Source organism: Aurantimonas sp., from assembly GCF_964217435.1.
Classification (GTDB): Bacteria; Pseudomonadota; Alphaproteobacteria; order Rhizobiales; family Rhizobiaceae; genus Aurantimonas; species Aurantimonas coralicida.
Window position 1 is genome coordinate 55,177 of record NZ_CAXPJM010000055.1, and the last position, 13,215, is coordinate 68,391.

A 13,215-nucleotide genomic window follows, 5' to 3' on the forward strand; every position below is an offset into this window, starting at 1 on the left:
GCTCAGGAGAGCACAGAGATGAAATTCCTCGACCAGGCCAAGGTCTATGTCCGATCCGGTGACGGCGGTGCCGGCTCGGTGTCGTTCCGCCGCGAGAAATACATCGAGTTCGGCGGGCCGGACGGCGGCGACGGCGGCCGCGGCGGCGATGTGTGGGTGGAGGCCGTCGCCGGCCTCAACACGCTGATCGACTATCGCTACCAGCAGCATTTCAAGGCCAAGACCGGCGGCCACGGCATGGGCCGCAACCGCAATGGCGGCAAGGGCTCGGACATCACGCTGAAGGTGCCGGCCGGCACCCAGATCTTCGCCGAGGACAACGAGACGCTGCTGTTCGACCTGACCGATATCGGCGAGCGTCACTGCATCGCCGCCGGCGGCAATGGCGGCTTCGGCAACGCCTATTTCAAGACCTCGGTGAACCAGGCGCCGCGGCGCGCCAATCCTGGCCAGGAGGGCGAGGAGCTGACGATCTGGCTGCGGCTGAAGCTGATCGCCGATGTCGGCCTCGTCGGCCTGCCCAATGCCGGCAAGTCGACCTTCCTCGCCTCGGTGACGCGGGCCCGGCCGAAGATCGCCGACTATCCCTTCACCACGCTGCATCCCGGCCTCGGCGTTGCCAAGGTCGACGAGGCGGAATTCGTCATCGCCGACATTCCGGGCCTGATCGAGGGCGCCCATGAGGGCGTCGGCATCGGCGACCGCTTCCTCGGCCATGTCGAGCGCACCAGCGTGCTGCTGCATCTGGTCTCGTCCAGCGAGGACGACGTCGCCGGTGCCTACCGCACCGTGCGGCGCGAGCTCGAAGCCTATGAGCACGGCCTCGCGGACAAGCCCGAGCTCGTCGCCCTGTCGAAGGTCGACACGCTGACGCCGGAGGCCCGCGAGGAGAAGCTGGCGGAGCTGCAGGAGGCCGTCGGCTACGCGCCGCTCGCTCTGTCGGCGGTGAGCCGCGAGGGCATGACCGAGGCATTGCGCGAGTTGAAGAGCCGCATCAGCCGCCTCGCCCCCACGGAAGAGGAAGAGCCCGACCGCTTCGCCGTGGCCGCGGCCGAACGCGCCGAGGCGGAAGAGGCCGAGGCCGGGAAGAAGGACGCGGAGTGATGAGCAATCCCCTCCACGGCTACCGGCGGATCGTCATCAAGATCGGTTCGTCGCTGCTCGTGGACCGCGAACGCGGACTGAAGCGGACCTGGCTGGAATCGCTGGGCGAGGACATTGCGCGCCTCGTCAGCGAGGGCCGGGAGATTCTCGTCGTGTCGTCGGGCGCCATCGCGCTCGGCCGCAAGATCCTGAAGATGCCGCGCGGTCCGCTGCGGCTGGAGGAAAGCCAGGCGGCCGCCTCGGTGGGCCAGATCGCCCTGTCGCGCACCTATCTGGAGATCCTCGGCCGCCACGGCATCGAGACCGGGCAGATCCTCTTGACCCTCGGGGACACCGAAGAGCGCCGGCGCTATCTGAATGCCCGCGCCACCATCGCGACGCTGCTGGCCCTCAAGGCCGTGCCGGTCATCAACGAGAACGACACCGTCGCCACCTCCGAGATCCGCTACGGGGACAATGACCGGCTGGCCGCCCGGGTCGCCACGATGATCGACGCCGACATGCTGGTCCTGTTGTCGGATGTCGACGGGCTCTACACGGCGCCGCCGCATCTCGACCCGAACGCCGAGCACATTCCCCTGGTCGATCAGATCACGCCGCAGATCGAGGCCATGGCGGGCTCCGCCGGTTCGGAACTGTCGCGCGGCGGCATGAAGACCAAGATCGACGCGGCGCGGATCGCGACCGGTTCCGGCACCGCCATGATCATCACGGCGGGCAACCGGCTCTATCCCCTGTCGGCCATCGAGACCGGCGAGCGCGCCACGCTGTTTCGCGCGGTCGATACGCCGGTCGGCGCCCGCAAGCGCTGGATCGCCGGCCAGCTCCATGCCACCGGGCGCCTGTTCGTCGATGCCGGCGCCGTCAAGGCGCTGGTCGCTGGCCGCAGCCTGCTGCCGGCGGGCGTCAGCAAGGTCGAGGGCGAGTTTCGCAGGGGCGACACGGTGGCGGTGTACGACAACGCCCGCCGCGAGATCGCCCGTGGCCTCATCGCCTATGATTCCGACGAGGCACGGCTGGTCGCCGGCCTGCGCTCCTCCGAGATCGGTGCGGCGCTGGGCTATGAGGGCCGCGCGGCGATGATCCATCGCGACGACCTCGCCGTCGATCCGGGCGCGGCGGAGACGCCGGGCCAGCAGCTTACCTCGGCCTGAGACAGACGGCGCGAAGGCACGGCGAGAGCGCCTGCCCGTTGCCGCGACGCAGTACAGATTTCGGAGACCACACCCATGCGTGACAGCACCGAGACCGGATCGATCGACACGCTGATGGATGCCATTGGCAAGCGGGCCCGCGCAGCGGCGCGCCGCCTCGCCCTGGCGCCGACGGAGACGAAGAACGCGGCGCTTCTGGCAATGGCCGACGCGCTGGTCGCCTCCACCGACACCATCCTCGCCGAGAATGCCGCCGATCTCGACCGCGCGGCGGAGGCCGGCATGGCCGCCTCCTTCGTCGACCGGCTGACGCTGACGCCCGACCGCATCACCGCAATGGCCGAAGGCCTGCGCGCCATCGCCGCCCTGCCCGACCCGGTCGGTGCGACGGTCGCCGCCTGGGACCGGCCGAACGGCCTGTCGATCGAGCGCGTGCGCACGCCGCTCGGCGTCATCGGCGTCATCTACGAGAGCCGGCCGAACGTGACCGCCGATGCCGGGGCGCTCTGCCTGAAATCCGGCAATGCGGTGATCCTGCGCGGCGGCTCGGATTCGGTCCGCTCTTCGGCCGCGATCCACGCCGCGATGGTCGCCGGGCTCACCGCGGCCGGCTTGCCCGAGGACGCGATCCAGATCGTGCCGTCGACCGACCGCGCGGCCGTCGGCGCCATGCTGCGCGGCCTCGACGGGGCGATCGACGTCATCGTGCCGCGCGGCGGCCGTTCGCTGGTCGGCCGCGTGCAGGACGAGGCGCGGGTGCCGGTCTTCGCGCATCTCGAAGGGCTCTGCCACGTCTATGTCGACCGGGCGGCCAATCTCGACATGGCGCGGGACATCGTCGTCAATTCCAAGATGCGCCGCACCGGCATCTGCGGGTCTGCCGAAACCCTGCTGATCGACCGAACCGTTGCCGACACGCATCTGCTGCCGCTGATGGAAGCTTTGCGCGAGGCCGGCTGCGAGATCCGCGCCACCGACGAGGTGCGCGAGCGCTACCCGACCGCGGAGCCGGCCAGCGAGGCGGACTTCGTCACCGAATATCTCGACGCGATCATTTCCGTCGCGCTGGTCGACGGCGTTGCGGGCGCGATCGACCATATCGAGAGCCATTCCTCTCATCACACCGAAGCGATCGTGACCGACGACGCGGACACGGCGGAGACCTTCTTCGCCGGCATCGATTCGGCTATCCTCCTCCACAACGCCTCGACCCAGTTCGCCGACGGCGGCGAGTTCGGCATGGGCGCGGAGATCGGCATCGCCACCGGCAAGATGCATGCGCGCGGCCCGGTCGGCGTCGAGCAGTTGACCAGCTTCAACTATCGCGTCCACGGCAACGGCCAGACGCGCCCATGAGGCTGGGCGATACCGCCGCCGACGCCCTCAAGGGCGTCGATGCGGCGGCGCTGGCCATGCCACCGGCGCAGCCCGGCATGCGGATCGGCCTGTTCGGCGGCTCGTTCAACCCGCCGCATGAAGGCCATCTGCTGGTCGCCGAGACGGCACGCCGGCGGCTCGGCCTCGACCGGGTCTGGTGGATGGTGACGCCGGGCAATCCGCTGAAGGATCACGGCAAGCTGCGGCCGATCGGCGAACGCCTGGCCGCGGTCCGGGCGCTGGCGCCCGGTCCCCATTCGGTGCCCACCGCCTTCGAGGCGCGCCATCGCATCCGCTATTCGGCCGATACGGTCGCCTTGCTGCGGCGGCGCCATCCGAGCGTGCATTTCGTCTGGATCATGGGCGCCGACAGCCTTGCCAGCTTCCATCGCTGGCAGGACTGGCAGGAGATCGCGACCAGCCTGCCGATCGCCGTGGTCGACCGGCCCGGCTCGACCCTCTCCGTCCTCTCGGCGGTCACGCCCCAGGTGCTGGCACGCTTCCGCCTGCCGGAGACGGCGGCCAGGGCCCTGCCCCTGCGACGGCCACCGGCCTGGGTGTTCCTGCACGGGCCGCGCTCGACCGTCTCCTCCACCTTGCTGCGGCGGCAGAACGGCGACTGAGCCGCCGTTGACGCGTCCGGTCAGGCGTCAAGCAGGCCGTAGCGCTCGCGCAGCAGGAAACGGGCGTTGAGCAGCAGCGCCGCGGTGGACAGGCCGAAGGCCAGCCCCCACCAAAGGCCGACGCCGCCCCATCCCACCATGAAGGCGAGAACATAGGCCACCGGCATGCCGACCAGCCAATAGCTGAACAGCGCGATCAGCATCGGCGTGCGGGTATCTTTCACGCCGCGCAGGATGCCGGCAGCCACGACCTGCAGCGCATCGGCGATCTGGAAGAGCGCGGCGACCACCAGCAGCGGCACGCCATAGGCCAGCACCGCCTCGGCATTGGCGTTGCCCCGATCGAGATAGAGCCCGATCAGTTCCTGCGGCCAGAACCAGAACAGGCATGCGCCGCCGATCGAGATCAGCGTGCCGATGCCCAGCGCCACCGCCGACGCCCGGTCGAGATCGCGGCGGTCACCGCGTCCGAAGGCAAGCCCGACCCGCACCGTGGCGGCGCTCGACAGGCCAAGCGGCACCATGAAGGCGATGGAGGCGATCTGCAGCGCGATGCCATGGGCGGCCAGCGGAATGGTGCCGAGCCAGCCCATCATGATCGAGGAGGCGACGAACAGCCCGACCTCGGCAATGATCGTCGCGCCGATCGGCCAGCCGAGCCGCAGCACCTCGAAGAAGTCCGGCCAGTCCGGCCGCCAGAAGCGGGCGTAGAGCTCGTAGCGCCGCAGACTCGGCGCCATCGCCGTATAGGCGACCAGCAGGCCGGTCATCAGGAGGTTGCTGCCGAGCGTCGCCACGGCCGCGCCGACGATGCCGAGGGCCGGCGCACCAAAATGGCCGAAGATCAGCAGATAGTTCAGCCCGGCATTGACCACGGCGCCGACGAGGATCACCGCCAGGACGAGATAGGCGCGGTTGACGACGGTCAGGTAGGAGCGCAGTCCCAGGACCAGCAGCGCCGGGAACATCGACCATTGGGCGACCCGCATATAGGCCCCTGCGAGGGCCGAGATTTCCGGGTCCTGGCCGAGCGCCACCAGGATCGCCTCGGTGTACCAGAGCGGCAGCATGACGAGCGCGCTGTAGAGCATCAGCACCCAGAGGCCCATGCGGATCGAGCGGCGCACGTCGCGCACGTCTCCGCGGCCCTCCGCGCCGGCCGCCAGCGGCAGCACGGCCTGGGCGAAGCCGGCCCCGAAGATGAAGACGATGAAGAAGGTCTGGGTGGCCAGGACGCCGGCCGCCAGTTCGGTGGCGCCGAGCCAGCCGATCATCACCGTGTCGGTGACGTTCATGGTCATCTGCGCCAGCTGCGCGCCGATCAGCGGCACCGCCAGAACGACCGTCGCGACGGCGTGCTTCAGCCATGACTGCACCGGCCCACGGCCATCGGCCCCGGGCAGCGGCTGCGTTTGCGCGCCGGACCGTTCTGAAACATTCGTCTGCATGACATCACCGCCTGATGCTCGGTGGCCTAGAAGGGTGCGACGGGGAAGTCCAGCGACGCCGTCGCCGCTCGCAGGCCTCCGGCGACATGGCTGCCACGAGGGTGGCGCAGGGCTGGACCGATTATCCCGGATGTCGCCCCTTAAGCCGGGCGGTTCGGCTTTTCAGCGCCGCGGCTTTCCAGTAAGCAACGCTTAGCAAAGGCGTCGATCCCGTGAAATCCTTCAGTTCTCTCCTGACCGGCATTCTGTTGACGGTCCTTGCCGGCAGCGTCTTCGCGGGCATGGATTCCCTCGGCAAGCACCTGACGACGCTCGTACCGGTGCTGCAGGTCATCTGGGGCCGCTATTTCTTCCAGACGCTGATCCTCGGCAGCTATCTCGGCGCCACCACCGGCACCGGCTTCCTGAAAGCCCGCCACCCCTATCTGCAGCTCGTGCGCGGCATGCTGCTCCTGGCGGCGACGATCTGCATGTACAATGCCCTTGCCCGCGTGCCGCTGGCCGATGCGACGGCCGTCCTGTTCTTCACCCCGATCGTCGTCACCATCCTGTCGGTCATCGTCCTGAAGGAGAGCATCGGCATCCACCGGATCGGCGCGATCATCGCCGGCTTCTGCGGCATGCTGCTGATCCTGCGGCCGGGCTTTGCCGGCATCGAGCCGGCGCTGGGCTTCGCCCTGGCGGCATCGGGCTTCAACGCCTGCTATTTGTTGATGACCCGCCGCCTCGCCGGCACCGAGGACGCCGCTTCGACGCAGTTCAATACCACGGCGGCCGGCGCGGTGATCCTCACCCTCGTCATCATTCCCTTCTGGGAGACGCCAGCCCCGGCGACGCTGGCGCTTCTGGTCCTCAGCGGCGTTGCCGGATCGATCGGCCATTTCACCCTGGTCACGGCCTTCTCCCACGCCCCGGCCTCGCTGCTGTCGCCTTTCCTCTATTCGCAGGTGCTGGTTGCCAGCATTCTCAGCGTGGTTCTGTTCGGCGACCCGTTGCAACCGCCGATGATCCTCGGCACCGTGATCCTGGTCGCCAGCGGTCTGTACATCTGGTGGCGCGAGAACCGCTGAACCGGCACGGTTTTGACCCGCGTCGGTGCCGTGCGCGATCCGCAGTTGCTTTCCGCAACCCGTTTCGATTGTATCCAATCATGCCCATGGAGCCTCGGGACCGGCCATGACCGGAAGTCGCCATCGCAATGCCAAGCAGCGGACCGTCGACCGCGTCTATGAGGACGTGCGGGCCGACATCATCCGCGGCCAGCATCCGCCCGGATCGCGGCTGACCGAGGAAATGCTGGCCGAGCGCTACGAGGTGAGCCGCACCCCGGTCCGCGCCGCCCTGCACAAGCTCGCCAGCGACGGTTTCGTCGACATGATCCCGCGGATTGGGGCGCTGATCAAAACCCGCTCGCAGGCCGAACTCGCCGAGATCTACGGCGTCCGTGCACTGCTGGAAGGCACGGCCGCCGGCCTTGCGGCGACCCGGCGCAGCGAGGCCGACCTTGCCCGGCTGACCCATCTGGCCGAGGAAATGGAACGGATCGTCGCCGATCGCGGCCAGATCGAGCGGCTTTCCCGGCTCAACCAGGAGTTCCACCAGGTGATCGCCGCGGCAAGCGGCAACAGCACGTTGGAGGAAGCGGCCCTGCGCCTGATGGGGATCGGCCTCCTGATCCACACCTATGGCAGTTTCCGCAGCCCCGACATCCGGCGTTCCCTCGCCGAGCACCGCGTCCTCATCGACGCGCTGACCGCCGGCGACAGCGACTGGGCCACAGCGGTGATGCGCTCGCACATGCTGGCAACGCGCACGGCCCTGACGACAGCGCGCGATACGACCCTGGAAGCCCCCGAGACATCGCCACCGGCGCGCTAGCTGGTCCCTGGCCGAACGTGCCGCTTTCCGGCTCGTTGGGCCGCACCGGCCGCGCCTTGGGTGCAGTGCAAGATTGACGCATTGGATACAATAGCGATAGCGTGCCGGCGCAAGCTCGGTTCGGGCTGGCGACGGCCGCGGTGGGACGCGGCCGTGGAGGACATGCCCGGGAGGATCGATGAAAGCGCTAGACGGAATCCGTGTGCTCGAAATGGGCCAGCTCATCGCCGGTCCCTTCTGCGGGCAGCTGCTGGCGGATTTCGGCGCCGAGGTCGTGAAGATCGAGCCGCCGCGCGTCGGCGACGCCATGCGCCAGTGGGGCCGCACCGATGCCGAGGGCCATCCGCTGTGGTGGCCGGTGATCGCCCGCAACAAGAAGTCGCTGACCCTCGACCTGCGCAAGCCGGAAGCGCAGGAGCTGGTTCGCGAACTCGTCGCGTCGACCGACATCATCGTCGAGAATTTCCGCGCCGGACGCATGGAGGCCTGGGGCCTCGACTACGAGACGCTGAAGGCGATCAATCCGCGCCTGATCATGGTCCGCATCACCGGCTTCGGCCAGACCGGCCCCTACAGCAGCCGCGCCGGCTTCGCCGCCGTCTGCGAGGCGATGGGCGGCATGCGCTACATCGGCGGCTACCCCGACCGCCCGCCGGTTCGCATCGGCCTGTCGATCGGCGACACGCTGGCCGGCCAGAGCGGCTTCCAGGGCGCGCTGCTGGCGCTGCAGCACCGCCATGTCACCGGCGAAGGCCAGATGGTCGACGCCTCGATCTACGAGGCCGTCCTGTCGGTGATGGAGAGCGTCGTCACCGAATACGACCGCGGCGGCCATGTGCGCGAGCGCTCCGGCAGCTTCCTGCCGGGCATCGCGCCGTCCAACGCCTATCCCACCAAGGACGGCGACACGATCATCATCGGCGCCAATCAGGACAGCCTGTTCCGCCGGCTGACGGCCCTGATGGGCCAGCCGGAGCTCGCCGACGACGCGCGTTTCGCCAATCACCAGGCGCGTGGTCGCAACCAGGCGGAGATCGACGCGATCATCGGCGAATGGACGCAGACGCAGGAGGCGCATCCGCTGGTCGAGCTCCTCGCCGAGGCCGGCGTCCCGGCGGGCCTGACCTATCGCGCACACGACATGCTGGAGGACCCGCACTTCATCGCGCGGGAATCGATCGTGCGGGTCGAGGACGAGACGCTGGGGGCGACCGCCATGCAGAACGTCTTCCCGCGCCTCTCCGCCTCGCCCGGCGCCGTCGAGCGGACCGGGCCGAAGCTCGGCGAACACACCCGGCCCGTGCTGCGCGAATGGCTGGACTACGACGACGCGCGGATCGACGCGCTGGAAGCTGCCGAAATCATCTAGGGAATGCGACCGGACGCGCGACGCGGCAGGGAGCCGGGCGTCGCGCGAACCGGCCAGTGGGAGGAATGTCATTGCCACTCGAATTGCGGATGCCCGCGACGAAGGCTGATGCCGGCTGCCGGTCGGCCCCTGGTGCAAGGCGCACGCGGCGGCCTGCCGCGCATGGCATGGTGGCGCCGCGATGATCGAGCCCATCATCGTCGTCGTCATCCTTCTGGCGATGATCGCCATCGGGGCGCCGATCTTCCTCGCGCTGGGCGCTGCCGGCCTCACCGGCCTCTACATGGCGCGCGGGTCGATGGCCTTCTTCTTCGGCCCGACCTCGCTGTTCGGCCAGCTCAACAGCTTCGAGTTGCTGGCGCTGCCGCTCTTCGTGCTGATGGGCAATTTCCTTGCGGCGACCCCCGTCGGCAAGAACCTCTTCCACGCCGCCGTCGTCTGGCTGCAATGGCTGCGCGGCGGACTGGCGATTGCCACCGTCGGCGCCTCGGCGGTCTTCGGCGCGGTCTCCGGCGTCTCGATCGCCGGCGTCGCGGCGGTCGGCTCCATCGCCGTGCCGGAAATGCTGGCGCGCGGCTACAGCCGGTCGATCGCCGCCGGCAGCGTCGTCAGTGCCGGGGCGCTGGCCATGCTGATCCCGCCAAGCGTGCCGCTGATCATCTACGGCGCGGTCTCCGGCGTGTCGGTGGCCGACCTGTTCATCGGCGGCATCGTGCCGGGCATCGCCCTCGCCCTGGCGCTGTCGGTCTATCTCTACTTCCGGGTGCTGCTGAACCCGGCGGAAGCACCGCGCCAGGCCCATGTCGAATACAGCTGGGGCGACCGCCTGCGCGCCATCGGCGGCATCTGGCACGCCATCCTGCTGATCGCCGTCGTCCTCGGCACGATCTACACGGGTGTCGCCACTCCCTCGGAGGCCGCGGCCTTCGGCGCCGTCGGCGCCTTCCTGATCGCCGCCGTCATCTTCCGCAGTGTCGATGTCCGCGGCACGATGAAGGTGCTGGGCTCCAGCGCCCGCATCTCCGGCGCTATCCTGCTGATCATGGGCTGCGCCCGGATCTTCGGCGACTATCTCAATCTCGTGCGGGTACCCGACGCGATCACCGGCCTTCTGATCGGCACCGAGCTGCCGCCGGAGGTCATCCTCGTCCTGATCATGCTGGCCCTTGTCGGCCTCGGCATGCTGGTCGATGCGGTGTCGCTGATCGTCGTCACCACGCCGATCCTGCTGCCGCTGATCACGACGCTCGGCTACGACCCGCTGTGGTTCGGCATCATCCTGGTGATGAATTTGGAGATCGCGGTCGTCACGCCGCCGGTCGGCCTCAACCTCTACACGCTCAAGGCGGTGGCCCCGATGCTGAAGATCGAGGAGATCGTCCGCAGCGTGGTGCCCTTCGTCATGGTGCAGTTCGTGATGCTCATCATCTTCGTGCTGTTCCCCGCCATCAGCCTCTGGCTGCCCAATCTCATGCGTTGAGTTTCATCAAGGGAGGAAAAGACATGACCATCGACAGACGCAGGCTCATCACCACCACGGGCGCCGTCGCGCTGGCTTCGGCCCTGGGCCTTGGCACCACAAGGCCGGCCGCCGCCGCCCAGAAGCTGACCGGCGTCACCTACCTGCCGCCGTCCTACGCCGATCTCGCCTATGGCTCGCAGGGCCTGGTCGACCGGATCAACGAGAAGGCCGGCGAGACCGTCGCCATCGACTTCTACGATTCCGGCCGCCTGCTGTCGGCCGACGAGCAGCTGCCGGCGCTGCGGTCGGGCACCATCGACTTCATGTTCCACACCACGTCCTACGTCACCCGCTCGCTGCCGATCCTCGGCATCACCGGGCTGCCGGGCGTCGTCGGCGATCTCGCCCGCAATCCCGACCGGCTGAAGCGCGGCTCGCCGCTGTTCCAGCTCATCCAGGACGAGCTGAAGAAGAACGGCCTCACCGTCCTCAGCCTCGGCGGCGGCATCATGGAGCCGGAATATATCTGGAGTACCAAGGACGCGCCGATCCGCAATCTCGACGACATCGAGGGCAAGAAGATCCGCGTCGTCTCCTTCGAGGCGACCAAGGCGATCGAGGATCTGGGCGGCGCTTCGGTGCGCATCCCCTCTTCCGAGCTCTATCTCGCCCTGCAGCGCGGCACCGTCGACGCGGCTGTCGCCAACATCTCGACGATCAACGGCCGCAGCATCCAGGAGCAGGTCGGCCACGTCTACCGCATGCCGCTCACCGGCTTCGCCATCGGCGTGTTTGTCCAGACCGATCGCTGGGAAGCGATGGACCAGGCGGTGCGCGACGCCTTCATGGACGGCGTCGAATGGTTCGACACCCACAGTGCCCAGGTCGCCAACACCGACTATTTCGAGCAGAAGTACTGGCCGGCGTTCCGCGAGCTCGGCATCGAGGAAATCGAGCCCGACCAGGCGGCCGTGGAGCGCTTCAACGAGATCAGCGCCAATGTCCGCGAGAGCTGGGTCTCTGAGGTCGGTGAAGAGGTCGGCCGCCGCGCCATTGCGCTCGCCCACGGCGAAGACGCGTAAGGGGAACCATCATGCTCGCCGTTCCGGTCAGGCTGTTCGAACATTTCGCCAGGCTTCTGCAGGTCCTGGGCCAGGTCGTGCTCGCCTTCATGGCGCTGACGATCACCTATGACGCGACGATGCGCTACATCTTCGCGGCGCCGACCTCCTGGAGCCTGGAGATCAACGCCTTCCTGGTCGTCTATCTGGCGGTCATGACGGCGGCGGACGTGCAGCGGCGCGGCGAGCATATCGGCATCACGCTCCTGCCCGACAGCATGGGCGACAACGGGCGGCGCGTGCTGTCCGCCATCGTCGGCATCGTCGGCTGCGTGTTCTGCGCGATCATCACCTGGCGCGGCGGCCTCATGGCCTACGACGCCTGGGCCTATGGCGAACGCGTCTCGAGCGGCTTCGGCACGCCGATGTGGCTGCCCTACGGAATGCTGCCGATCGGCTTCGGCGCGCTCGGCCTGCAGTTCCTGATCAACACCCTGCAGGGCCCGCCGCCCCGCTCGGACGTGATCCACCACGTCTGAGCCCGATTTCCCTGAGCGGCGGCGGTCTCCGGATCGTCGCCGCTCAGGCCATCATGCCGCGCGCGGCGACCGGCCAGACGGCCTCGACCCAGCCGTCCCGCACCCCGACATACCAGTCGTAGCGATCGACCGTCGGGTCGCAATGCCCCGGCACCAGCCGCAGGCGCTCGCCCACAGACAGCTTCGTGCCCGCCGCACAGGCCAGCTGTCCGTGCTCGTCCGATGCACCGGCATAGGTCACGCCGGGCCGTTCGTGGACCAGCGGCAGCCCGCTCTCGATGGCGATGCCCTTGTGGCCGCAATCCACCACCGCGACACCCTCGCGCGCCGCGCTCATCACAGTCGCCGCGACGAACAGCGACTGGCGAAAGTCCGGCGCCGGGCGGTTGCGGCCGTAATCGGCATCCATGAAGGCGTAGGAGCCGGCCTGCAATTCGGTGAAGACGCCGCTCGCCGCCTCCAGCTCGAAGGTGCCGGTGCCCGCGCCGGTCACCGCCGGGCAGGCGATCCCCTTCGCGGCAAGACCGTCGACGACCGCCCGGGCGGTATCGGCCACCGAAGCGATGGCGGCGCGGCGCGCATCGAGGTCACGCAGATGCTGGGCGCCGCCGTGATAGGCCTGCAGGCCGCCGAAGATCAGTGCGTGACTGCTTGCGATGCGCTCGGCCAGGGCGATGGCGGCGGCCGGCGAGCCGACCCCGGCGCGGTTGGCGCCGACATGGATCTCGACCAGCACCGTCAACCGGCAACTCGCCGCTTCGGCGGCGGCCTCGATGAGGTCGACCACGCCCGTATCGTCGGTGCAGAGCGCGATGTTCGTCATCTTCGACAGCGCCGCGACACGCGCCAGCTTGCGCGGCGCGACGATCTCGTTGGTGATGAGAATGTCGGGAACGCCCGCCCAGGCGAGGATCTCGGCCTCGCCGACCTTCTGCACGCATTGCCCGACGGCACCGCGCTGGGCCTGCCAATGCGCGATGACCGGTGATTTATGGGTCTTGGCGTGGGGCCGCAGGCGGATGCCGGCCTTTGCCGCGAAGGCCGCCATGCGGTCGAGATTGTGTTCCAGCGCGTCGAGGTCGACGAGGAGCGCCGGGGTGTCGACCTCCTCCTCGGCCATGCCCGGCTCGGCCGGCGGGTTCTGCAGCATGCGCGGCGGTCCGTTCCTGTCATCGTCAGACGCCGGAAAGGCCGGCGTGC

At 68.7% G+C, this 13,215-nt stretch carries 12 protein-coding genes; 10 read left to right on the forward strand and 2 right to left on the reverse strand.

Translation table 11 applies throughout. The features are described 5' to 3' along the window. Positions 1-18 precede the first annotated feature (18 nt). From obgE to ACEQX1_RS19645, 4 genes are all read left to right on the forward strand, one after another. Positions 19-1,104, forward strand: coding sequence for a GTPase ObgE (gene obgE / locus ACEQX1_RS19630; RefSeq protein ID WP_188075647.1), 1,086 nt, complete (start codon positions 19-21; stop codon positions 1,102-1,104). Then, on the forward strand, positions 1,104-2,258 hold the full coding sequence (proB, locus tag ACEQX1_RS19635) for a glutamate 5-kinase (RefSeq protein WP_370193452.1): 1,155 nt from the start codon (positions 1,104-1,106) through the stop codon (positions 2,256-2,258). Before obgE ends, proB begins: the two co-directional genes overlap by 1 nt. A 75-nt stretch (positions 2,259-2,333) precedes the next feature. Further along, positions 2,334-3,614 (forward strand): glutamate-5-semialdehyde dehydrogenase, encoded by a 1,281-nt coding sequence (locus ACEQX1_RS19640; RefSeq protein WP_370197472.1) that lies wholly within the window; start codon positions 2,334-2,336, stop codon positions 3,612-3,614. Further along, positions 3,611-4,258: a nicotinate-nucleotide adenylyltransferase gene (locus ACEQX1_RS19645; RefSeq protein ID WP_370193454.1), complete on the forward strand. Its 648-nt coding sequence runs from the start codon at positions 3,611-3,613 to the stop codon at positions 4,256-4,258. Before ACEQX1_RS19640 ends, ACEQX1_RS19645 begins: the two co-directional genes overlap by 4 nt. Before the next feature lie 20 nt (positions 4,259-4,278). Here the strand turns inward: ACEQX1_RS19645 and ACEQX1_RS19650 are convergent, their stop codons facing one another. Beyond that, positions 4,279-5,706 (reverse strand): MATE family efflux transporter, encoded by a 1,428-nt coding sequence (locus ACEQX1_RS19650; RefSeq protein ID WP_370193455.1) that lies wholly within the window; start codon positions 5,704-5,706, stop codon positions 4,279-4,281. A gap of 212 nt (positions 5,707-5,918) precedes the next feature. Between ACEQX1_RS19650 and ACEQX1_RS19655 the strand changes: the two genes are divergently transcribed. The 6 genes from ACEQX1_RS19655 to ACEQX1_RS19680 all read left to right on the forward strand — a co-directional run bounded on the left by ACEQX1_RS19655 (position 5,919) and on the right by ACEQX1_RS19680 (position 12,015). Beyond that, a complete protein-coding gene (locus ACEQX1_RS19655; protein ID WP_187390814.1) occupies positions 5,919-6,776 on the forward strand; it encodes a DMT family transporter in 858 nt (285 codons plus the stop codon). Positions 6,777-6,882: 106 nt separating this feature from the next. After that, positions 6,883-7,584, forward strand: coding sequence for a GntR family transcriptional regulator (locus tag ACEQX1_RS19660; RefSeq protein WP_370193456.1), 702 nt, complete (start codon positions 6,883-6,885; stop codon positions 7,582-7,584). 178 nt (positions 7,585-7,762) lie between these two features. After that, positions 7,763-8,953 carry a CaiB/BaiF CoA transferase family protein gene (locus ACEQX1_RS19665; protein ID WP_370193457.1) on the forward strand — a complete coding sequence of 397 codons (1,191 nt, stop codon included), beginning with the start codon at positions 7,763-7,765 and terminating at the stop codon, positions 8,951-8,953. A gap of 181 nt (positions 8,954-9,134) precedes the next feature. Continuing rightward, complete coding sequence (locus tag ACEQX1_RS19670) at positions 9,135-10,433, forward strand: TRAP transporter large permease (protein WP_370197474.1); 1,299 nt, start codon at positions 9,135-9,137, stop codon at positions 10,431-10,433. A 23-nt stretch (positions 10,434-10,456) separates the two neighbouring features. Continuing rightward, positions 10,457-11,497: a TRAP transporter substrate-binding protein gene (locus ACEQX1_RS19675; RefSeq protein WP_370193459.1), complete on the forward strand. Its 1,041-nt coding sequence runs from the start codon at positions 10,457-10,459 to the stop codon at positions 11,495-11,497. A gap of 11 nt (positions 11,498-11,508) precedes the next feature. Beyond that, complete coding sequence (locus ACEQX1_RS19680) at positions 11,509-12,015, forward strand: TRAP transporter small permease (RefSeq protein WP_187390876.1); 507 nt, start codon at positions 11,509-11,511, stop codon at positions 12,013-12,015. 43 nt (positions 12,016-12,058) lie between these two features. Here ACEQX1_RS19680 and ACEQX1_RS19685 read toward each other — a convergent pair whose 3' ends face one another. Next, entirely contained in the window at positions 12,059-13,165 is a 1,107-nt protein-coding gene (locus ACEQX1_RS19685; protein ID WP_370193460.1) for a DSD1 family PLP-dependent enzyme, read from the reverse strand. Positions 13,166-13,215 lie beyond the last annotated feature (50 nt).